The following is a 21,196-nucleotide window of genomic DNA, read 5'->3' as shown; positions in this document are numbered from 1 at the left end:
ACCTCCTTTTGATTTAGTCTGTTAAATGAACGTATCCCGGTCGCTTCCATTTCCGCTCGACTTCAGCTCCGTTTTGCGGATGGCGTTTCTTATTGCGCGGATTTGTTTTCGGAAGCGGCGGTTCTGCGCATCCGCCGAGCACTTCCATACGCACCTTTGTCTGCTTGTAAGCAGGTGTATTGGTACGCGCATCTACTGCGGGGCCGGTCAAGAAATTGATCGCAGATTCTTTATCTGTCGAGTTCATCGGCAAATACAACTCGTTCGCTCTAACCCGGTCTGTCACAAGCGCGGTTAATTTTACGGCGCCAAACGGCGAGATCAGTCTGACCTGCGATCCGTCGCAGATGCCCCTGTCTTTGGCAAGCTCAGGCGAGACTTCAACAAAGACGTCCGGCACTTTCGCCTGGATGCCTGCCGATTTGTTCGTCATATTTCCTTCGTGAAAATGCTCCAGCATTCGGCCGTTGTTAATGTGAAGGTCGTATTCTTCAGGGAATTCGGCCGGCTCTGTCCAGTCTGCAAGGGCAAAGCGCGCTTTCCGGTCAGGGAAGTTAAAGCCGTCTTCATATAAAAGAGGCGTGCTTTCTCCGGTCAGGCTGCCCCACAGGAAGCTGTTCCATCCTTCAATTGCGTCATAATCGGCCTTTGCGAACAGCGGTGACAGGCTTGCCATTTCTGAAAAAATATCTCCCGGGTGGCTGTAATGCCAGTCAGCTCCAAGCCGGTTTGCGATGTCTTGAATGATGACCCAGTCCGGCTTTGCGTCTCCGAGCGGCGAAAGGGCCTGATACAATCGCTGGACGCGTCTTTCCGTGTTTGTAAAAGTTCCTTCTTTTTCAAGCGAAGCTGACGCAGGGAGAACAACGTCGGCGTATTGGGCTGTTTTCGAAAGGAACATATCCTGAACCACAAGGAAATCAAGGCTTGATAAAATGTCATGGACCCGGTTTGCGTTTGAATCGACTAAAGCCATATCTTCTCCGACGATATACATGGCTTTCATTTTGCCTTCTTCAACGGCGTGAAGCATTTCGATGTTGTCAAGTCCGGGTTTCTCGTTGATTGTTGTGCCGTAAGCTTTTTCGAACTTTTTCCGCGCTTTGTCATCTGTAATATGCTGATATCCCGGAAGCCAGCCGGGGAGCGTCCCCATGTCGCATGCGCCCTGGACATTGTTATGGCCGCGGAGCGGGTACGCCCCAGCGCCCGGGCGGCGGTAATTACCGGTAGCTAAAAGCAGGTTTGAAATCGCGGCGGACGTGTCGGAACCGCCTGTGTTTTGGGTGACTCCCATTCCCCAGAGGACGCACGTACCGTCGGCGTCGCGGATCATCTCAGCGATTTGGATCAGCGTCTGTTGATTGATGCCTGTGATTTTTTCTGCATATTCAAGGGTGTATGTCTCAAGCGATTGCTTATATTCTTCAAAGAAATTGACGTTTTCATTGATAAACGCTTGATCGTGCCAGCCTTGGTCAATCATATACTTGGTCACGGCCATCAGCCATACTTGATCAGTTCCTTGCCGCGGTCTGATAAACAGATCCGAGCGTTCGGCCATTTCGTTTTTGCGAAGGTCAGCGACGATCAGCTTTTGTCCGTGAAGCTTATGGGCGCGCTTCACACGGGTTGCCAGTACCGGGTGGCCTTCGGCCGGGTTGGCGCCGACGATGATGACGAGGCCTGCTTTCGCGATGTCTTGAATGGTGCCAGCATCGCCGCCCATGCCGACTGTGCGGAACAATCCGTCCGTTGCCGGAGACTGGCAGTACCGCGAGCAGTTGTCGACATTGTTCGTGCCAAATACTTGCCGCGCCAGCTTTTGCATCAAGTAGTTTTCTTCATTCGTAATTTTTGAAGACGAAATAAACCCGACGGCGTCTTTTCCGCTCTGCTCCCGAATTGAGCCTAATCTGCGGGCGACGTAGTCAAGCGCTTCTTCCCAAGTTGATTCGACAAATTCGTCATTTTTGCGGATCAGCGGTTTGGTCAAACGCTCTTCCGCATTTACGAAATCCCATCCGAATTTCCCTTTCACACACGTCGAAATGGCGTTGACGGGAGCTTCTGACACCGGCTGAATTTTTAAGATGTCACGGCCTTTTGTCCATACTTCATATGAACAGCCGACACCGCAAAATGTACAGACGGTCTTTGTCTTTTTGATCCGCTGTGAACGCATCGCCGCCTCGACTTCTGAAACGGCAAAGATGCTGCTGTATCCCGGCTCTACATCTTTGACAAGGTCGATCATCGGCTCCATGACATCCGGTTTGATGCCTGTCATGAACCCGGCTTTTCCAAGCATCGATTTTTCCATTAACGCATTGCACGGACAAACCGTGACACACTGCCCGCAGCTGACACATGATGACTCGTTGATTGAAACGCCTTCATCCCAGATCACCCGTGGACGGTCACGCTCCCAGTCAATTGAGAGCGTCTCATTGACCTGCAGGTTTTGGCACACTTCAACACATTGTCCGCATGCGATGCACTGATTCGGATCATAGCGGTAAAAGGGATGCGACATATCGACTGCGCAAGACGGGTCTTCTTTTGGCGTGTAAGGGTATTTCTGCTCTTCGATTCCCATCATTTCTGCCGTATTATGTAGCGTACAGTTGCCGTTGTTGTTGTCGCATACCGTACAATAAAGCAAATGGTTTTCGAGCAGGCGGTCCATTGCTTCTTTTTGTGCTGCTTTGACCCGTTCTCCAGACAGGCTGACCGTCATTCCGTCTTCTGCCCGCAGGGAGCATGCCCGCTTTAATTTTCCGTCTGCTTCCACAATACAGGTATCACACGTTTGAATAGGATCCGTCTCTGGAACATGGCATATTTGCGGGTGTTCAAACCCGTTTTTGTTCAATATGTCTAAAACGGTTGCCCCGGCCGCTGCTTTAATTTCCTTGCCGTCTATCCGGACACTGATTGGCTTTCCGTCCATCTTTATTCCCCTCCATCATCTTTTCAAAATCAAAAAAGCCATGTACATATATACCGAATCCTGGCGTGGAAAGCGGTATAAACATACATGGCGGAATAGTTTACTAGCAAAGCTTACTAACAGACCAATCCTATATTGTCAGAATTCGATAGATTCATAACACGACGGTATTACAAATCCATCAGCCCGGCTTTTATTATAAAGTGATATTGATTATAATTCAATAGAATAGGAAAATTTTAACCAAGTGAAATGTCTAAGGGGACATCGAGACAGATGGAAGGTTTAAACGGAAGGGGTATGCATGATGTCTAAAAAAATCCACGAATTCAACGATATGATCCGCAAGCTTCGAAAAGAGCTGTTTGGCAAGGGGCCTGAACGGATTCACACAGTCTTTGTCGACAATATGGCAGTTTCGACGCTTTACGGCAATTTGACGGCGAGCGAGCAATTTATCGCAAGCACGTCGGAGGGAAGGGAAATGGTCCATGCCGCAAGGACGACCCTGATTCAGAAACACTACTCCAATCACGTGCCGGAGGGAATGGAGCAGCTCATCGGAGCGAAGCTCGAGCACCTTTTTACAGACATCAAAATTCAGGAGGATATTGCAGTGTCTGTTTTTATCTTTGACCGCAATATTGAATACGGCACCGAATCAGCCAGCGGGGCTTGACGATCGGTCTCAAGTTCGAGGAGGAGTTATGATGATTGAACTGAAATCGAGTGAAAAACGAAAAGCAAAGGTTTTGTTAACAGAAGAAAGTCCGACATTCGCGCATGCGATAGCCGAAGCAATTATCGAAGGCAACGTCTATGTCGATGATTTCCTCACACCGGCCACTGCTCTTTTTCGAACAGCTGCCGGGATTTATTATGTCGCTGGAGATATCCCCGACAGCGGAAGGAGCGAATGGCTTCATTATTTGAATGAACAGAGGAACGGAGCGCGCTTTACCGTGTTTTCGACTTCTGAGGAGTGGGACGCCTTTTTAATCGGGGGGATTGGCGATCCTCTGCAGCAAATGGAGCGCGTGTCATTTTTCCTTGGAAAAGAGGAATATGTTCGCAGTGCCGCGTTTGCCGGTGTGGAAAGATTTTCTGAAGATGACCTTCAAAAAAGCGCGAATTTTACGGAAAAATACGCGATTGAGTATTGGGGAGGGCCAGGCCGTTTTTTGAAGAACGGTTTCGGATTTAAAGTGTCGCATGAAGGTGTGATCGCCAGTGAATGTGTCACCATTTTTTGTTCGGAACGCTTTGCCGAAGTTGATATCGTAACACACCCGGATTACAGGGGACGTGGGTTTGCAGCCCGCTGCGCCGGCGCTTTTATCGCGTATGCAATAGAGAACCGCTTGAAACCGCGCTGGGATTGCGACCGGCAAAACGTTGCATCGATTCGCCTCGCTGAAAAATTAGGCTTTCGACCTGTCAAAACATATTCATTGTTTGTCGGAAAACCGTGAACCAATACGAATGTTTTTAAACAGGGGGGACAGGTTAAATGCATAGTAAGGACTAAACGCTTGCAGGATGGCAGAGATTTCTCCCATTGAAAGTGCAGCTTCTCTCCTATATGATCGTAGTATTGGCTTTTGGAGGTGGAACGAATGAAAAAAAGCTTGGTGATGGTCCTCATCTTTCTGCTTCTGCTTGCAGGCTGCGGAGAGGACGATCCCAGAAAAGTCGTAGCATTTGGAGACAGCAATACACGCGGCTCAAATTGGCAATTTCGCGATTATCCAAAAGCGGAAAAATGGGTCAATTTACTTCAGACTTCCCTTCAAGGGCAGTACAAAATAAATAATGCGGGAATAGGCGGAGAAACGACAGAAGACGCCAGGCTTCGGTTCAGGAAGGATGTGCTGGATGAGCAGCCGGCATATCTTTTTATCATGTTCGGAACAAATGATGCAGCAATTCTTGCGAAAGGGCTGCCGCGCGTATCCAAAAAAAGGTTTAAAGAAAACCTCTATTATTTTGTTAAAGAAAGCCGCCGCCGCGGAATAGAGCCGATATTAATGACATGCCTGCCGATCGTCGAAGGAAGCGGGGACAACATCTTTTATTATGCAAGATACCGGGCTGCTTCGTTTGAAAAATACGGAGGAGCGCGCAAATGGCACGATTCCTATAATGATGTCACAAGGGAAACGGCGCGTGAACTTGATGTTCCGCTGATCGACAACTGGAAAAACATCGTGAAAAAAGCAGGCGGAGCTACAGATGAGAAGCTGATCCATTCGGGGTTTATCGACCCATCGGGAAATCACTTAACCCCAAAAGGCGCGCGAATTATTTTTGAAGGAATTAATGAAAGTAAAGTCATAAAAACTTCTTGATTTAAGTAAAAGGCCTAGCCATTTCTCCTTTTTCTTCATAGGCTGTTACTATAACAGTCTAAAGGAGGAATGATGCGATGGGATATCCTTTTCCCGCTGGTCCGTGTTCTTACCCGGCTTATCCCGGATATGCAGGCGCCGCATACGGATATGCGTTCGTTGTCGTCCTTTTAGTCGTCCTGCTCGTCATCGGCGGGTTCTACTGGCTTAGTCCTCACGGATTCTTCAAATAGCACCTCTTTTAGAGAGGTGTTTTTTCATGAAAAACAGTAGTAAGCGTATTATTCAAGTGATATAATATCAACCTAAGTGAAAAAAAGCGGCAAGAGCGCTCGGGAGTGCTTGAGCTATGAAGAGACGGAAAGCAGATGACCGAGCGACCTTCTTTTGATTTCGGTTTCAATCAGCTCGATGAATTCGCGGTTCAAATTCATCTCATTTGCTTTAATGTATGATTCTATTAAAAGTTCATCAGACAGCTTTTTCATACTCGGTACCCATTTAATGGGGAAGACACCTCCTCATAAAAATTGGAATAACCTGTTTGGAATAAGCATAAAATGTTAAGTTATATGATCTTTGTTTGAAGTACCTATAATCTATCATGAATATTGGGCGAGAACAATCGTTCTGTTATCCACACCAAAAAGTGGATAACTTGTGGGTATCATGTTTATAATTTAATAAAAGGTCGATGAAATATGAGTGGATACTGTGTGTAATTTTATCCACACCTGTTGAAGAATCCTATTATATGTCGAAAACTTTTCGGACAGCCGATTTTTTAAGACACTTTTAGATTTGATTCGACACATTGAAAAAAGAAGCAGTAATTGAAAGGAAAGGGTGCGGCTTTGTGTTAAAAAAGTTCTTTTTGCCGGATGAATTTGTAAAAAATATTTTTCATATTACCCCTGAAAAACTAAAAGAGCGCAATGTAAAAGGGATTATTACGGATTTGGACAACACGCTTGTAGAATGGGACAGGCCTAGTGCAACACCGCGTCTCATCGAGTGGTTTGAAGAGATGAAAGAGCACGGCATTAAAGTGACAATTGTCTCAAATAATAATGAAAAACGCGTCAAAATATTTTCTGAACCGCTTAATATCCCGTTTATTTACAAAGCGAAAAAGCCGATGGGCAGAGCTTTCAGAAAAGCCGTCAAAAATATGGGTCTTAAAAAAGAAGACGTCGTTGTCATAGGAGATCAGCTCATGACAGATGTGCTGGGAGGGAACCGCAATGGGTTTCATACCATTCTTGTCGTGCCTGTGGCTGCTTCCGACGGCTTTTTTACGCGTTTCAACCGCCAGGTGGAACGCAGAATTCTCAGCGCTTTAAAACGGAAAGGCCATATTCAGTGGGAGGATTAAAGAATGGAAAAGGTAGTTTGTATCGGATGCGGAGTCGCCATTCAAACCGAAGATAAAAATAAACTGGGCTACGCGCCTGAAGCATCGCTGTTAAAAGATAATGTCATCTGCCAGCGCTGCTTCAGATTGAAAAATTATAACGAAATTCAGGATGTTTCACTGACGGACGATGACTTTTTGAAAATCCTGCACGGCATCGGGGAAACGGATTCGCTTATCGTGAAAATCGTCGACATCTTTGATTTCAACGGAAGCTGGATCAACGGCCTAAACCGCTTTGTCGGAGGCAATCCGATCTTATTAATAGGAAACAAAGCAGACATTCTCCCTAAATCAGTCAAGCGCGAGCGCCTTGTAAACTGGATGAAGCGCGAAGCGAAAGAGCTCGGCTTAAGGCCTGTTGATGTGCTGCTCGTCAGCGCCGGGCGAGGGCAGGGGATGAAAGATGCGATCGACGCGATCGAATATTACAGACAGGGCAAAGACGTATATGTCGTCGGGTGTACGAACGTAGGAAAATCAACGTTTATCAATCGGATTATTAAAGAGGTTTCCGGAGAGGGCGACATTATTACGACATCTCAATATCCGGGGACAACGCTTGACGCGATTGAAATTCCTCTGGATGACGGATCGGCGATGTATGATACGCCGGGGATCATCAACCATCATCAAATGGCGCACTATGTCGCGAAACGCGATCTGAAAATATTAACGCCAAAGAAGGAGCTAAAGCCCCGCACCTTTCAGCTGAACGAAGAACAGACGCTGTTTTTCGGCGGATTGTCGCGGTTTGATTATGCAAGCGGAGGCAGATCTTCGTTTGTATGCTATATGCCGAATGAACTCAACATCCACAGAACAAAGCTTGAAAACGCGGATCAGCTGTATGAAAAACACGCTGGGGAAATGCTTGCTCCCCCTGCAAAAGAAGATCTTGACTCGTTTCCGGAGCTTGTTAAACATACGTTTACGATTAAAGAGCCGAAAACGGACGTTGTGTTCTCGGGCCTCGGCTGGGTAACTGTCCAAGAGGCGAACCAAAAAATTGTCGCCCACGCGCCTAAAGGCGTTCACGTGTTTTTACGCAGATCTCTAATATAAGTGCTAAGGGGAGAGAGTTATGAAACCGATGTACGGACTGATTGGCAATCCGGTGGCTCATTCCATGTCTCCGGACATCCATAATGCGGCTTTGGAGGATCTTTCTTTAGAAGGACATTATCACGCTTTTCGCGTGGAAAACGAAGATCTTGAAGATGCTGTGAAAGGTATGCGGGCCCTTGGCATTCAAGGGTTTAATGTGACGGTCCCCCATAAAGTATCGATCATGAAGCATCTCGACCGTATTGATGAAAGCGCCGAAGCTCTCGGGGCGGTCAACACTGTCAGAAGAGAAAAAGAAGGGCTGGTCGGATATAATACAGATGGAGCAGGATTTCTTAAATCGCTGAAGCCATCCCTTGATCGTCCGCTTTCTGAGCTCTCGATACTGTTGATTGGGGCAGGCGGTGCGGCGAGGGCGATATTTACCACTCTGGCAGCTGAGATGCCGAAGCAGCTGGACGTGGCGAATCGTACACCTGAAAAGGCACTAGCATTCACTAAGCGTTTTGAAGGAGAGGCACGTGCTTTGTCGTTGCAGGAAGCAGAAGCAGACTTGTCAGCATATGATATCGTGATTCAAACGACGTCGGTCGGGATGCACCCGAACATCGAAGCTGCCCCGCTTTCATTGGCGAATGCGAAAGAAACGTGCCTTGTATGCGATATTATCTACAATCCGCTGAAAACGGCCCTGCTGCAGGAGGCTGAAGCAAAAGGCTTGAAAACATTGGACGGAGTCGGCATGTTCATCGGCCAGGCAGCCCTTGCTTTTGAGCTGTGGACCGGACATGAGCCGAATATGGAAAAAATGAAATCAATTGTGTTGCAGCAACTAGGAGGAAAATCATGCTAACAGGAAAACAAAAACGATATTTGCGCCGGGAAGCGCATCATCTGTCACCGATTTTTCAAGTCGGTAAAGGCGGAGTCAACGAAAACATGGTCAAACAAATCAGTGAAGCGCTTGAAGCCAGGGAATTGATCAAGGTGAGCGTGCTGCAAAACTGCGAGCAGCCTAAAGAGGAAGTAGCCGAAGCGCTGGCGGGCGGAGCACGCGCCGAACTGGTGCAGACGATCGGAAACATTATCGTGCTGTATAAGGAGTCGAAAGAAAATAAAAAAATTGAGCTTCCTTAACGCTTAAAGGTGGTAATCATGAGGAAAATCGGGATTTTTGGAGGGACATTTGATCCTCCGCACAACGGGCATTTATTAATGGCAAATGAAGTCCTGTATAAACTGGATCTTGATGAAATTTGGTTCATGCCCAACCAAATTCCGCCGCATAAACAAAAAAACTCGTTTTCGCTAAGTATGCACAGGGCGGAAATGCTGAAGCTCGCCATATCGGGGAAAGAGCAATTTAAATTGGAGACGATCGAACTCGAAAGGGAAGGCCCTTCTTATACATTTGATACCGTTCGCCTGCTGAAAGACCGATATCCAAACGATAAGTTTTACTTTATTATCGGCGCGGATATGGTGGAATACCTGCCGAAATGGTCAAACATTGACAAGCTTGTCAACATGATTCAATTTGTCGGGGTGAAACGGCCCGGCTTTCAAATTGAGACGCCGTATCCGCTCGTTTTTGTCGATGTGCCTATTTTTGAAGTATCATCATCTTTACTTAGGGACCGCATTAAAAATCAGCAGCCGACAGATTATTTAATCCCTGACGAAGTGAAGGTCTATGTGAAGGAGAATCATCTATATGAAACGTGAGGAAGCCTTAGCCTGCGTGCAAGAACAGCTGACAGAACAGCGCTACATCCATACGGTCGGCGTAATGGAGACGGCTGTCAAACTTGCCGAACGGTTTGGCGCAGATGTGAAAAAAGCCGAAATCGCCGCGATATTTCATGACTATGCCAAATTTCGCCCGAAAGAGGAAATGAAACAAATCATCCTCAACGGGGGCGGGCCGCTTGAAGTGCTCGATTTTCATCATGAACTTTGGCATGCGCCGGCAGGAGCCGCGCTTGTCAAAACAGAGGTTGGAATTACGGATGAAGACATCCTGTCAGCCATTCGATTCCATACATCTGGGAGGCCGAATATGACGCTTCTTGAGAAAGTGATTTATGTAGCGGATTATATCGAGCCGGGCCGCCGTTTTCCAGGGGTTGAAGAGGTTCGGACTCTCGCTGAAGAAGATTTGGATTTGGCGCTTATCCAGGCGTTGAAAAATACGATGACATTTTTAATTTCAAAAAATCAGGCCGTTTATCCGGAAACGGTCGCCACATATAATGCTTTAGTAAACGATAGACACTAGGAGGAATTACTGAATGGATCAAGCTTCAATTTTAAAAATTGCCGCAGAGGCCTGCGATGATAAACGGGCGGAAGATATGATCGCCTTGAATATGCAGGGGATTTCGCTTGTGGCTGATTATTTTCTGATTTGCCACGGGAATTCTGACAAACAGGTTCAGGCCATTGCCCGGGAAATTAAGGATCAAGCTGAAGAAAATGGAATCAATGTGAAGAAAATGGAGGGCTTTGACGAAGCCAGATGGGTTTTGATCGATTTGGGCGATGTCGTTGTCCATGTTTTCCACAAAGAAGAACGAGGCTATTACAACCTTGAAAAGCTGTGGGGAGACGCGCCGACTGAAGACCTTTCGTTCGGAGTTAATGAATGATTTATAAAGGATTTTCCGGTATTTATGACAAGCTGATGTATCACGCTCCTTACGATGAGTGGGTCAGCTGGATTGAAAAAACGATCGGTGCACAGCAGAAAGAACGTATACGGATACTTGATCTGGCGTGCGGAACGGGTGAAATATCGGTCCGCTTGGCTGAAAAAGGCTACGCTGTCACAGGAATCGATATAAGCGAAGATATGCTTGCACAGGCTCAGTATAAAGCAGCCGTTCGGCAGCTCGATATTCAGTTCTTTCAGCAGGATATGCGCGAGCTTGCCGGACATGGGCAAGAGTTTGACGCGGTTGTGATCTGCTGTGACTCGCTGAATTATCTAAAGAGCGAAAAAGACGTTTTCAATACTTTTAAAAACGTTTTTTCTCTATTAAAAGAAGGCGGGCTTCTTCTGTTTGATGTTCATTCCATTTACAAAATGGATGTCATTTTTCCGGGAAGTACGTATGCCGATCAGGATGAAGAAGTCAGCGTCATTTGGCAAAGCTATGCGGGGGATGAGCCTCATTCAGCTGTTCACGATTTGACCTTCTTCGTAGAAAGCGGAGGCGTATACGAAAGGTTTGATGAATCGCATGAACAGCGGACTTTCCAGACGGAAAAGTATATCAGCTTATTGCGGCAAGCCGGATTTGAGGTGCAGTGTGTGACTGCCGATTTTTCAAAATTGGAGCCTGGCGCAGAGTCGGAACGTCATTTTTATACAGCGAAAAAAACAAAAACCATCGTTTAATCGTAACGATGGTTTTTCATAATGTATTTTTCCTTTGTTGAAAATCTCAGCGCGTTCGTGAAACAATGAATCAAACGGAAAATTGCTTCTTGACTAGAGCGATATCTTCTTCATACTTCAAATGGGTGTTCCGGAACATCTGGCGGAACATATCCTTAACGCCGCTTTCCAGCGCCTTAATTCCCTCACCGGTTACACCGCCTTTAACGCACACCTTTTCCTGCAGGGCGGGCAATGTGTAATGCCCTGTTTCGAGCAGCCTTCCCAAACCTACCAGCATTTCTGTCGTCATTAAAATCGCGTCTTCTTTTGAGACGGAGGTTTCTTCTACAGCGGCCTGAATAAACTCCTGAACCAAATAACTGACAAAGGCGGGGCCGCAGCTGACAATGTCTGAGGCGACCCTCGTAATCCCGCTTTCGATTTCAAGAGGGATTGAGATCTTGCTCACTAAAGCCGTCAATTTTTCTTTTGCCTCAGCTGTGCAGCTTTCTCCGAAAGTCAATAATGACACGCCAGACAACGCTCTGTTCGTAATGCTCGGGATCACCCTTGCCGCCTGGCAGGAGACGATGGCTTCCAGCTGTTCGACCTGCACCGGACTCGTAATGGTGACCACAATCTGATCGCGGGTGAAGACGGGTGAGAGCCGCTTTAGCAAGGGATAAATATCCAGCGGCTTTACACAGATAAACACGGCATCACTTTCCGTGATCACTTCTTCCGGCCGTTCTGCAACCTGAATGTCTGGGAATCGTTTTTTAAAGTTTAACGCTTTGTCGATCGTTCGGTTAGTAATTGTTAAAGATGAGGGAATGACCGCTCTGGATTCAATCAACGCCTCAATTAAAATGGTCCCCATATTTCCTGTCCCGATAAAGCCGATATTCAATCGTTCTCCCCTCCTTTGAACCTGTATCTTTTAAACGATATGAAGGCTTCAGTCAAAATATGTATGAAAGCAGGTGAGCAGTTTGACAGATTGGCTAAAACAATATAAATGGCATGCGGCGGGAGGTGTGGCACTCGTCTTGATCATCAGCGCTGCCTTCATGCTGTTAAGCGGAAAGCGTGAAACTTCATCCGGCTTCTCCATTCCTGAAGAGGCTTCTGCACAGACTTTTGACAAGAAAGAGGAGGTGAAGCGGGAAAAAAACGCGGGGGAAGAGGAGGTTATCATCGATTTGAAAGGCGCTGTGAAAAATCCGGGCGTCTATCAAATGAAGGAGGGAGACAGGGTGCACGATGCATTGAAAAAAGCAGGCGGTACCGAGAAAAAAGCGGACCAAAAGCAGATTAATCTGGCAGCCGTTTTGCGGGACGGTATGGTTCTTTACATTCCATTTGAAGGGGAAGAGGCCGCTGGCTCTCTTTCGGAAGCGGACTCAAGAGCAGACGGCAGCTCAAGTGATATCGTCAATATCAATACGGCTTCCTCTGAGGAGCTTCAGACGATTCCCGGGATCGGTCCTTCAAAAGCGGAAGCGGTAGTCGAATACCGCGAGGAGAACGGAATGTTTCAGACGATTGAAGACATAACAAACGTTTCGGGAATTGGAGAAAAGTCTTTTGAAAGAATAAAATCTTCCATCACGGTAAAGTAAATTGACGTTTGCGGATAAACATATGTAAACTTAGGGAAGTCGACATCGTATTTTTGGAGGGAAAACAAGTGGAACGGATTTCTTGGGATCAATATTTTATGGCGCAAAGCCATTTGCTGGCGCTTCGCAGCACGTGTACAAGGCTTGCTGTAGGGGCGACGATTGTCAGGGATAAACGGATTATCGCAGGAGGCTACAACGGATCGATCGCCGGAGGTGTTCACTGTGCGGATGAAGGCTGCTATATGGTGGACGGGCATTGCATCAGAACGATTCACGCCGAGATGAACGCGATTCTTCAGTGTGCAAAATTCGGCGTTCCGACCGAAGGCGCTGAAATATATGTCACGCATTTTCCGTGCATTCAATGCTGTAAATCGATCATTCAGGCAGGTATTAAAACGATATACTATGCGAAGGATTACAAAAACCATCCTTACGCGGTTGAACTTTTCGATCAGGCTTCTGTTAAAGTGGAGCAGGTAGAGCTCGATGAGATGATTATCGACTTGAAAAACCAGGAAAAGTTATCGTTTGTGGCCGATCTGATCAAACAGCTGGCTGATAAAGGCCTTGAGGAAGAGGAAATCAGGAAAATACACGCAGAGGCTAACAAACTGTTTACAAGCTACGTGTAATCCAATGGACAGACATCGCATCTTCCCGTGCGGAGCGATTTCAGCGGCAGCCGGAATCGCCTCCGCTCACTCTTCTCTTTATCTCTTCCTCGCCGTCGGTTTTTTTCTGTTCTTTATCCTCTGTTTCTTCAAGAAACAAATACTCCTTTTCATCATATGTGCAGCGATTTGTATTTTATATTTCACCTCTTTTTACATGATTGACCATTTCAATACAACGATTTATCATGAAGGCAAATTTCACACGTTTGCTTCTGTTCGGGATATCCCCATAATAGACGGAGACCGGCTTTCATTCACAGCCAAAACAGATAAGGGGGAAGCTTTGAAAGCGGGCTATACGATCCGGTCTCCGCAAGAAAAACGGGCGCTCTCCGCTCTTCAGCCGGGAAGCCTCTGTGTCATGCAAGGTGAATTAAGAGCGCCGAAAAAAGAGACGGTTCCTGGAACTTTTGATCAAAAAGAATCCTTGTATCAAAAAGGGATTCACTGGATATTTGCGGTTCAGTCCATTGAAAACTGCAAGCCGGGCGGCGGTCTTATGCCATTTCTATTGAACATCCGAAAAGCGGGCCTTGATTTTACAGAAGAAAATATGGCTAATCCGGCTGCCGGTATTGTAAGAGCGCTTACTTTCGGGGACCGGTTTCTCATTGAACAAGATGTGCTGGACGGCTATCAGCGTCTCGGGATCATTCACCTTTTAGCGATTTCCGGGCTTCATGTCGGTCTGTTGTCGGCCGCTCTGTTCCACGTATTTATTCGCTTCGGTTTGACGAGAGAATGCGCCAAATGGCTGCTCGTTTTCGGGCTGCCCGTTGCGGCAGTTTTGACCGGAGGCGCCCCGTCGGTAGTGAGGGCGGTTCTCATGTCTGAAATCTATCTGCTGGCATCACTGTCCAATAAGAACTTCAAAAGCGCCGATGTGATCAGCATCGCCTGCCTCGGACTGCTGTTGTATCATCCTTATCTGCTATTTCAAGCCGGATTTCAGCTTTCTTTTGCCGTATCCTTCGTTTTCATTCTTTCAAAAGAAATATTGATCAAGCCGAAAAGCCGAATCTCTCAACTGCTATTGGGGTCATTTTTGGCTCAGCTCGCCTCCCTTCCGATCCTGCTCATCCATTTTCAAGAGTTTTCATTTCTCAGCACAGTGATGAATCTGCTTTTCATACCTCTCTATATTTTTATCATCATGCCGCTGTCTTTCGGAAGTCTGTTGGCTTTCATATGTTTTCGTCCTCTCGGGGAGGCGGCAGCCTGTGTGCTGGACCATCTGCTTGTGTGGAGCCATCAGGCTGTTAAATCGGTGTCTGCCGCGGATATTTTCGTTTTTTCTGCGGTTAAACCGCCGGATATTTTGTTGTTTTTCTACTTCGCAGCTATTTTTCTGTTTTTGCTGTTTCTTGAAAAAGAGATGTCGTTTCGTGCGGTCATGATTTCGTCCGGCTTCCTTGCCGCTGTGTTTGCTATTCACGTATGTCTTCCTCAGTTTGCAGGAGAAGGAGAGGTCACAATGCTTGATATCGGCCAAGGTGACAGCATGTATGTCAGCGCTCCCGGTCAGAATGGCACCGTCTTCATTGATACGGGAGGAACCGTATCCTTCCGGAAAGAGCAGTGGAGAAAGCGGAAAAAGGATTTTTCCCTGGGAGAGAGCGTATTAATGCCATTTCTGGCATCCAAAGGAGTCAAGAAGCTCGATGCTTTAATTTTGACTCATGCTGATCAGGATCATATTGGTGAAGCTCAAGTGCTGATCCAAAAACATAAAGTCAAGCAATTGATCGTGCCGAAAGGCTTCGCAGCCGAACCGTCTGATGAAAAGCTGCTTCGCCTTGCCTTGAAAGAAGGCGTCAAGGTACATGTAGCCAAAAGAGGTGACATCCTTCATATTGGCAATCTTGAATTTTATGTTCTTTCACCGAAAGAGGCGGACAAAAACAGCAAAAACAACGGTTCCCTCGTGTTGTGGCTGAAAGCTGGCGAATTTTCGTGGCTGTTAACGGGCGATTTGGAGAAGGAAGGTGAAAATGAGATGATGAAAGTGTATCCGAATCTTAAAGCGGATATTCTGAAAGTCGGTCACCATGGAAGCAAAGGTTCTACGGGGGAAGATCTGATTAAGCAAATTGAGCCGAAAGCAGCCATCATTTCGGCGGGAGAGCACAACCGCTACGGCCATCCCCACGGGGAAGTGCTGGATATCTTAAACCGCCACCATGTGAAAGTATTCAGAACGGATCAGCACGGTTCGATTCAGTACCTATTTCGAGGCGGAAACGGAACGTTTTTACTTCATCCCCCATATGATAAAGTACATTCCTCGCAAGAAAAAAAGACTGCTGAAAAACAGCAGCCGTCAAAAAGCCGCTTGCCTGACGGAGAGTAAAGCGGTGTCCATGACTTGGCTTGATTAAGCGGCCAGATGTATAACAGTAGCGATAATAAACATTGTAGCGAAAAAGCCAAAAGACACGATAAAACCGACACCTGAATCTACAAGATCGTTACGTTTGCTTTGCACGTCTTTTTCAAATTCATTCACAATTTACCCCTCCTATTGATATCCAGTATAATTCAATTCTTTGCAAAAATCTAGGAGCTTCATGCAACCGTTTTCTAAAATTTATGAACATCGTCTTCTATAAACTGACCCGGGGGTTTATGGAAGGCGTTTATTATAAATGAGAGAGCGGGTGACTCCGCTTCTCTCTTTACTAATTGCAAAACACGCTTTAGGATAGAAAGGAAGGATGAAAGAGGGGAAAGTGCAGATGACGGTATTTGATATTTGGAAAAGCTTAAAAAAAGGCGATATTCATCCTGTTTATTGTTTATACGGGAAAGAGACGTATCTTCTGCAGGAGACGGTTCAAAGGATCAGACAAGCCGTTGTTGACGAAGAGACGAAGGATTTCAACCTTTCCGTATTTGATCTGGAAGAAGAGGCATTGGACCTTGCTGTTGAAGATGCTGAAACTTTTCCGTTTATGGGGGATAAGCGTCTTGTTGTTGCGAAAAACCCGTCTTTTTTAACAGCTGAAAAAAAGAAAGATAAAACGGAGCATAACCTCGGGAGCCTGGAGGATTATATTGCGCAGCCGGCGCCTTATTCCGTTTTTGTGCTGCTCGCTCCTTATGAAAAGCTTGATGAGAGGAAAAAGCTGACCAAGCTCTTGAAAAAACACGCCCATATGGTTGAAGCAAAAGAACTGAACGGCCGGGAAACGGCTGATTTTATCACTGGGCTTGCAAAATCAGAGGGGAAGCTCATAGAACGAGAAGCGGCGGAGGAGCTTGTCATCCTGTGTAATGCCAGCCTGTCGGCCATTGCCCAAGAGGTGAAAAAGCTTAGTACATATATTGGTGATCGGGATTCGATCACACTTGAGGACGTCAAAAAGCTCGTTGCCAGAGGTCTCGAGCAGAATATTTTTGAATTGATCAACAAGGTTGTGAACCGGAAGCGTACAGAAGCGCTGCAGATTTTCTATGATCTGTTAAAGCAAAATGAAGAACCGATCAAAATGATGGCGCTGATCGCAAACCAGTTCAGGCTTTTGATGCAGACGAAATACTTTTCGCAGCAGGGGTACGGGCAAAAGCAAATCGCCTCAAACCTCAAAGTTCACCCGTTCAGGGTGAAGCTCGCGATCGACCAGGCGAGGCTGTTTTCTGAAGAAGAGCTGAAAAGCATCATCGAGCATCTCGCCGTTATGGATTATGAAATGAAGACAGGCAAAAAAGACAAGCAGCTCCTGCTTGAGCTGTTTTTGCTCAAGCTTTTGCAGTCCGATTGAAAAAACGGCTCTCTAATTTTAAGAGAGCCGTTAGGCTGTCGAGATTTTCTCGACAGCCTTTTCAGTTGTTCTTATTTCTTTTTCCGTTTCCCCTCATAATCGGCAAGCTTCATCCTTCCTTAGGTGATAAAACATGCTTTGCATATCGCTTCGCTTCGTTTTTGAGGATATTGTCATGAGGATTGTGGGATGTAAAAGCCGGAAGAAACGTGCCATGACATCGGATAATAGTACCCTCAATCGGCCGTAAATACTCTTCTACAGTGAACATATTGCGGCCCCCAACGCGATATTCTTCTTCCGCTCCGCCTGTTGTCGTAGCAATCATGAATTCTTTGCCTTTCAAGTTTTCGCCTCCGGGGCCGTGCGCCCAGCCGTATGTCAGACATCATCAAACCATTTTTTCAAAAGAGGCGGACAGCTGAACCAATAAAATGGGAACTGAAGAACGATCCGGTCATATTCAAGTAATAATTGCTGTTCTTTTTCAACATCGATACTCCAATTTTGATACTCCTGATACAGATCACGAATAAAGATATCAGGATGATTTTTCAATTCGTTCATTAGTGCCTTGTTCCATTTGGACTCCCTCAAATTTGGATGTGCTGCAATTACCATTATTTTCATAAACATCTTCCTCTACCGTTTGTTGTTTTTCTTGAACCTTTCTTCGTCCCAATTATTACGAATATTTTTGGCATTGCAAAGTACGCTTTTTTTTCGTACATAGACCTTTAAACCGTACTATTGCGGTGAAAGAACTTGTTTATGGTAGTCCGGTAAACCGTACTATGTATGTAAAATAAGAGTACTACCGCGAATCAGAATGATATGGTAACGTAACTGATATCACGAATACCGAATCGGGAGTTGACAAAGATGAAGTCAAAAGTACGGGAAATGAAGACGACGGAAGGTATCATCATAACTTTGGCGGCCATAGGAGGAAAATGGAAGCCGCTGATCCTGTTCGTATTACTTCATGAAGGCACCAAACGCTTCGGAGAACTAAGACGGATGCTCCCTGGAGTTACACAGGGGATGCTGACCAACCAGCTTCGGGAGCTCGAACATGATGGTCTCGTCAAACGGCAAGTTTATCAGGAAATCCCTCCGAAGGTCGAATATAGCTTAACTGGGCACGGAAAAACGTTGGCGCCGGTGTTGACCGATATGTGCAGCTGGGGATATAAACATCTCGACTTTGTGAAGCAATTGAGTGATGAAGAGGAATGAGTTTGGCCTAAAAGTCTTTGCATCAATGGGGACTTTCATGATTTGTGTCTATTTTTCGCTTCAGCTCGGATCATTGTTTTTGGGACGCTTCCCTTTCTTTCGTTTTTCGCTTTGATGCCTGCTCCAGTTACTCACAGGTTATAAGTAAAACCATCCTTACTAAACCGCTATGACGATCCAGGAACCAGTTGGAGCTTCGATTTCTGAAACCGACGATTTCGCAGCCTTTCTTTTTCCAGAAGATAGTTTAACGAGTTTCGGTATATCCTGAATATGAACATCAGATGCCAAACATAGCAAAGGGGCACGATTGCAAAAAAGAAAAGATAAAATCGGAAACATTGAAAATGTGCGGAAAAGGAGAAATGAAATGACAAAGAATTTAAGGTCTTGCAGCAAAGGACACCAGTATGATAAAAGCAGTGATTGTCCTGTTTGCCCGATTTGTGAGCAACAGCGCAAACCTGACAACGGATTTCTTTCATTGCTCTCTGCGCCAGCCAGACGAGCTTTGGAACACAATGGAATAACTTCTTTGCAGGATCTGTCAAAATACAGCGAAAAAGAGATTTTGAAATTTCACGGTATGGGACCAGCGTCTTTACCTAAATTGCGGGTTGTTTTGAAGGAAAATGGATTATCATTTAAAAGTTAAACACCGGAATAATTAAACTTGTACATAGCAAGGGAATTTCCTTTTTGGAAGTTCCCTCATTTTGTATAAAAATCAACAATATTTAGCACAAAAAATAGCGTCGTGCGACTGAACATAGCTGACAGGTGGAAGGGAAGCTCTCCCCCCTGATAAGTCTTATACGCTATTTCATTTCATGTCCAGTTTACTCAATCCGCGAATATTTCGCTTCGGCACGGACGGGGTTCAGGCTTGACGACAAAAAAAGGCCGGACCTCAGAGGATGAGATCAGCAAGCATCCCCTTTTCTGCAGAGCCTACCCTATGGCTGGATTGACCGTATATTTTTGCAATGCAGCGCATCGCGCACATTGTCATGTTGATTTTCTTCCGCCAGCTGACCGCGCGTTTTTTACGATTTATCGGTGGTCTGACGGCTTCTCATTTAAGAGAGCCGTTTTTTATGAAGGCAAGCAAAAAAGCTTGGCATGGCCAAGCTTTCTATTATGCAGAAAGTCCGTTCACTTTTTTCGCTAGGTTTGATTTGTAACGAGCTGCGGTGTTTTTGTGGACAAGACCTTTTTTAGCTGCTTTATCGATTTTCTTTGCTGCTGCAGAAAGAGCTGCTTTCGCTTTGTCTGCTTCGTTGTTGCTTACGAAAGTTTCAACTTGTTTCATAGCAGTGCGCATTGAAGATTTGATAGTTGCGTTGTGCGCGCGGCGCTCGTTGTTTGTTTTTGTGCGTTTGATCGCTGATTTAATGTTTGGCAATGTGTTTCACCTCCTAAGACATAACCTCTGTTCCTTTTCTATAGGTTAGATCTCAACAATAGAACAAATTGTATTCTATCAAACACACCCTTAGATTGCAATATAAATGTAAAGTATTTTTGTTTGAAAGCTCCGCTTCGGGGGAATGTTCACAGACCTTGTGGGCACACTAACACCAGTTATGTTTTTGGAGGGAATGCAAATATGGAGAAAAAGAAGCTTGATTTAAGTCAATATGCAGTCCGGACAGACTTAGCCGTGGAAGCGAGGGATCTGGCAGAGGAAAAGGAAGCTTCTCCAAAGAAAGAGCTGAAAGGGTTTACAGTCAAAGAATACGAAAAAGACGGGATCAAAATTCAGACGATGGACATTGATGAAGAAGGAGCGAAGCTGTCGGGGAAAAAAGCCGGCCGCTATTTAACCTTTGAAACACAAGGGATCAGACAGCAGGATTCCGTCTTGCAGGAAAAAGTCGTCAATGTGTTTGCGAAGGAATTTTCCGCATTTCTCGATTATTTGAACATTCCGCGGGATGCCAGCTGCTTAATTGTAGGGCTTGGCAACTGGAATGTCACGCCCGACTCACTCGGCCCCCTAGTAACGGAGAACCTTCTCGTGACGAGGCACCTTTTTCAGCTGCAGCCCGAAAATGTAGAGGATGGCTACCGTCCAGTGAGCGCGCTTTCCCCTGGAGTCATGGGCTTGACCGGCATTGAAACGAGCGATATTATCCAAGGGGTAATCGATCGCTCAAAGCCCGACTTTGTCATTGCCATCGATGCGCTGGCCTCAAGAGGGATCGAGCGTGTGAATTCTACCATTCAAATTTCAGACAGCGGGATACACCCCGGATCTGGGGTAGGGAATAAAAGAAAAGAATTAAGCGAGGAAACGCTTGGCATTCCGGTCATCGCCATCGGTGTTCCGACGGTGGTCGATGCCGTCACGATCACGAGTGATACGATTGATTATATGCTGAAGCATTTTGGAAGAGAGATGAGAGATGACAGTCCGTCCAGGTCGCTCGTTCCCGCGGGGATGAGCTTTGGGAAAAGAAAGGTCCTCACCGAAGAAGACCTTCCCGATGAGGAGCACCGCAAATCGTTTCTCGGTATAGTCGGAGGCCTCGCAGAGGATGAAAAAAGGCAGCTGATCCATGAAGTCCTCGCTCCGCTCGGCCATAACTTAATGGTAACCCCAAAAGAGGTCGATACCTTTATCGATGATATGGCAAATGTGATTGCGAACGGTCTGAACACAGCGCTTCATGAAAATGTCTCGCAAGACAATAAAGGAATGTATAACCACTAAGATTAAGGCGGCT

Annotated in this window: 24 protein-coding genes and 1 pseudogene; 19 read left to right on the top strand and 6 right to left on the bottom strand. The window is 46.1% G+C overall.

What is annotated here, in order from left to right:
- Positions 1-13: 13 nt before the first annotated feature.
- On the bottom strand, positions 14-2,953 hold the full coding sequence (gene fdhF / locus LQ247_RS08750) for a formate dehydrogenase subunit alpha (RefSeq protein ID WP_035338391.1): 2,940 nt from the start codon (positions 2,951-2,953) through the stop codon (positions 14-16).
- Positions 2,954-3,260: 307 nt separating this feature from the next.
- Here fdhF and LQ247_RS08745 point away from each other — a divergent pair, with 307 nt between their 5' ends.
- The 4 genes from LQ247_RS08745 to LQ247_RS08730 all read left to right on the top strand — a co-directional run bounded on the left by LQ247_RS08745 (position 3,261) and on the right by LQ247_RS08730 (position 5,534).
- Complete coding sequence (locus LQ247_RS08745) at positions 3,261-3,632, top strand: DUF2294 domain-containing protein (protein ID WP_025811122.1); 372 nt, start codon at positions 3,261-3,263, stop codon at positions 3,630-3,632.
- Positions 3,633-3,660: 28 nt separating this feature from the next.
- The gene (locus tag LQ247_RS08740; RefSeq protein WP_231005892.1) at positions 3,661-4,425 is read left to right on the top strand and encodes a GNAT family N-acetyltransferase; all 765 of its coding nucleotides are present in this window, start codon (positions 3,661-3,663) and stop codon (positions 4,423-4,425) included.
- Between the two features lie 144 nt (positions 4,426-4,569).
- Positions 4,570-5,301: an SGNH/GDSL hydrolase family protein gene (locus tag LQ247_RS08735; RefSeq protein ID WP_020452283.1), complete on the top strand. Its 732-nt coding sequence runs from the start codon at positions 4,570-4,572 to the stop codon at positions 5,299-5,301.
- Between the two features lie 77 nt (positions 5,302-5,378).
- Complete coding sequence (locus tag LQ247_RS08730) at positions 5,379-5,534, top strand: hypothetical protein (RefSeq protein WP_023855260.1); 156 nt, start codon at positions 5,379-5,381, stop codon at positions 5,532-5,534.
- A 114-nt stretch (positions 5,535-5,648) separates the two neighbouring features.
- Here LQ247_RS08730 and LQ247_RS08725 read toward each other — a convergent pair whose 3' ends face one another.
- A complete protein-coding gene (locus tag LQ247_RS08725) occupies positions 5,649-5,789 on the bottom strand; it encodes a sporulation histidine kinase inhibitor Sda (protein ID WP_003183713.1) in 141 nt (46 codons plus the stop codon).
- A gap of 368 nt (positions 5,790-6,157) precedes the next feature.
- Here LQ247_RS08725 and LQ247_RS08720 point away from each other — a divergent pair, with 368 nt between their 5' ends.
- The 8 genes from LQ247_RS08720 to LQ247_RS08685 are packed head-to-tail and all read left to right on the top strand — an operon-like array spanning position 6,158 to position 11,183.
- Entirely contained in the window at positions 6,158-6,676 is a 519-nt protein-coding gene (locus LQ247_RS08720) for a YqeG family HAD IIIA-type phosphatase (RefSeq protein WP_020452282.1), read from the top strand.
- Positions 6,677-6,679: 3 nt separating this feature from the next.
- Positions 6,680-7,780, top strand: coding sequence for a ribosome biogenesis GTPase YqeH (yqeH, locus tag LQ247_RS08715; RefSeq protein ID WP_025811124.1), 1,101 nt, complete (start codon positions 6,680-6,682; stop codon positions 7,778-7,780).
- Positions 7,781-7,799: 19 nt separating this feature from the next.
- Positions 7,800-8,636 carry a shikimate dehydrogenase gene (gene aroE, locus LQ247_RS08710; protein ID WP_020452280.1) on the top strand — a complete coding sequence of 279 codons (837 nt, stop codon included), beginning with the start codon at positions 7,800-7,802 and terminating at the stop codon, positions 8,634-8,636.
- A complete protein-coding gene (gene yhbY / locus LQ247_RS08705) occupies positions 8,630-8,920 on the top strand; it encodes a ribosome assembly RNA-binding protein YhbY (RefSeq protein WP_003183704.1) in 291 nt (96 codons plus the stop codon). Before aroE ends, yhbY begins: the two co-directional genes overlap by 7 nt.
- Positions 8,921-8,938: 18 nt before the next feature.
- Positions 8,939-9,508, top strand: coding sequence for a nicotinate-nucleotide adenylyltransferase (locus tag LQ247_RS08700; protein ID WP_025811125.1), 570 nt, complete (start codon positions 8,939-8,941; stop codon positions 9,506-9,508).
- A complete protein-coding gene (gene yqeK, locus LQ247_RS08695; RefSeq protein WP_026579268.1) occupies positions 9,498-10,061 on the top strand; it encodes a bis(5'-nucleosyl)-tetraphosphatase (symmetrical) YqeK in 564 nt (187 codons plus the stop codon). Before LQ247_RS08700 ends, yqeK begins: the two co-directional genes overlap by 11 nt.
- A gap of 13 nt (positions 10,062-10,074) precedes the next feature.
- Entirely contained in the window at positions 10,075-10,431 is a 357-nt protein-coding gene (rsfS, locus tag LQ247_RS08690; RefSeq protein WP_023855256.1) for a ribosome silencing factor, read from the top strand.
- A complete protein-coding gene (locus LQ247_RS08685) occupies positions 10,428-11,183 on the top strand; it encodes a class I SAM-dependent DNA methyltransferase (protein ID WP_231005891.1) in 756 nt (251 codons plus the stop codon). The genes rsfS and LQ247_RS08685 overlap by 4 nt, the downstream gene beginning before the upstream one ends.
- Before the next feature lie 70 nt (positions 11,184-11,253).
- Here LQ247_RS08685 and comER read toward each other — a convergent pair whose 3' ends face one another.
- Positions 11,254-12,075, bottom strand: a complete 822-nt coding sequence (gene comER, locus LQ247_RS08680; protein WP_231005890.1) for a late competence protein ComER — start codon at positions 12,073-12,075, stop codon at positions 11,254-11,256.
- Positions 12,076-12,157: 82 nt separating this feature from the next.
- Between comER and LQ247_RS08675 the strand changes: the two genes are divergently transcribed.
- The 3 genes from LQ247_RS08675 (at position 12,158) to LQ247_RS08665 (ending at position 15,817) form a co-directional block, all read left to right on the top strand.
- The gene (locus LQ247_RS08675) at positions 12,158-12,787 is read left to right on the top strand and encodes a helix-hairpin-helix domain-containing protein (RefSeq protein ID WP_096748238.1); all 630 of its coding nucleotides are present in this window, start codon (positions 12,158-12,160) and stop codon (positions 12,785-12,787) included.
- A 68-nt stretch (positions 12,788-12,855) separates the two neighbouring features.
- Positions 12,856-13,425, top strand: coding sequence for a ComE operon protein 2 (locus tag LQ247_RS08670; protein WP_020452273.1), 570 nt, complete (start codon positions 12,856-12,858; stop codon positions 13,423-13,425).
- 4 nt (positions 13,426-13,429) lie between these two features.
- Positions 13,430-15,817 (top strand): DNA internalization-related competence protein ComEC/Rec2, encoded by a 2,388-nt coding sequence (locus tag LQ247_RS08665; protein WP_231005889.1) that lies wholly within the window; start codon positions 13,430-13,432, stop codon positions 15,815-15,817.
- A gap of 24 nt (positions 15,818-15,841) precedes the next feature.
- On the opposite strand, the gene LQ247_RS08660 is transcribed toward LQ247_RS08665, so the two are convergent.
- Positions 15,842-15,973, bottom strand: coding sequence for a YqzM family protein (locus tag LQ247_RS08660; RefSeq protein ID WP_003183686.1), 132 nt, complete (start codon positions 15,971-15,973; stop codon positions 15,842-15,844).
- Between the two features lie 229 nt (positions 15,974-16,202).
- Here LQ247_RS08660 and holA point away from each other — a divergent pair, with 229 nt between their 5' ends.
- On the top strand, positions 16,203-17,228 hold the full coding sequence (holA, locus tag LQ247_RS08655) for a DNA polymerase III subunit delta (RefSeq protein ID WP_023855252.1): 1,026 nt from the start codon (positions 16,203-16,205) through the stop codon (positions 17,226-17,228).
- 109 nt (positions 17,229-17,337) lie between these two features.
- On the opposite strand, the pseudogene LQ247_RS08650 reads toward holA, so the two are convergent.
- Positions 17,338-17,849 (bottom strand): annotated as a pseudogene (locus LQ247_RS08650) (NAD(P)H-dependent oxidoreductase).
- A 261-nt stretch (positions 17,850-18,110) separates the two neighbouring features.
- Between LQ247_RS08650 and LQ247_RS08645 the strand changes: the two are divergent.
- Complete coding sequence (locus LQ247_RS08645; protein ID WP_026579274.1) at positions 18,111-18,467, top strand: winged helix-turn-helix transcriptional regulator; 357 nt, start codon at positions 18,111-18,113, stop codon at positions 18,465-18,467.
- Between the two features lie 370 nt (positions 18,468-18,837).
- The gene (locus LQ247_RS08640) at positions 18,838-19,122 is read left to right on the top strand and encodes an RNA polymerase alpha subunit C-terminal domain-containing protein (protein WP_101561247.1); all 285 of its coding nucleotides are present in this window, start codon (positions 18,838-18,840) and stop codon (positions 19,120-19,122) included.
- Between the two features lie 483 nt (positions 19,123-19,605).
- Here the strand turns inward: LQ247_RS08640 and rpsT are convergent, their stop codons facing one another.
- Entirely contained in the window at positions 19,606-19,872 is a 267-nt protein-coding gene (gene rpsT / locus LQ247_RS08635; RefSeq protein ID WP_020452267.1) for a 30S ribosomal protein S20, read from the bottom strand.
- A gap of 204 nt (positions 19,873-20,076) precedes the next feature.
- On the opposite strand from rpsT, the gene gpr reads away from it, so the two are divergent.
- Complete coding sequence (gene gpr / locus LQ247_RS08630; RefSeq protein ID WP_025811132.1) at positions 20,077-21,183, top strand: GPR endopeptidase; 1,107 nt, start codon at positions 20,077-20,079, stop codon at positions 21,181-21,183.
- Positions 21,184-21,196 lie beyond the last annotated feature (13 nt).

The organism is Bacillus sp. BS3(2021) (assembly GCF_021043345.1).
Taxonomy (GTDB): Bacteria; Bacillota; Bacilli; order Bacillales; family Bacillaceae; genus Bacillus; species Bacillus paralicheniformis.
Note: the sequence above shows the minus strand (reverse complement) of the source record. Positions and strands in the feature narration are given on the sequence as shown.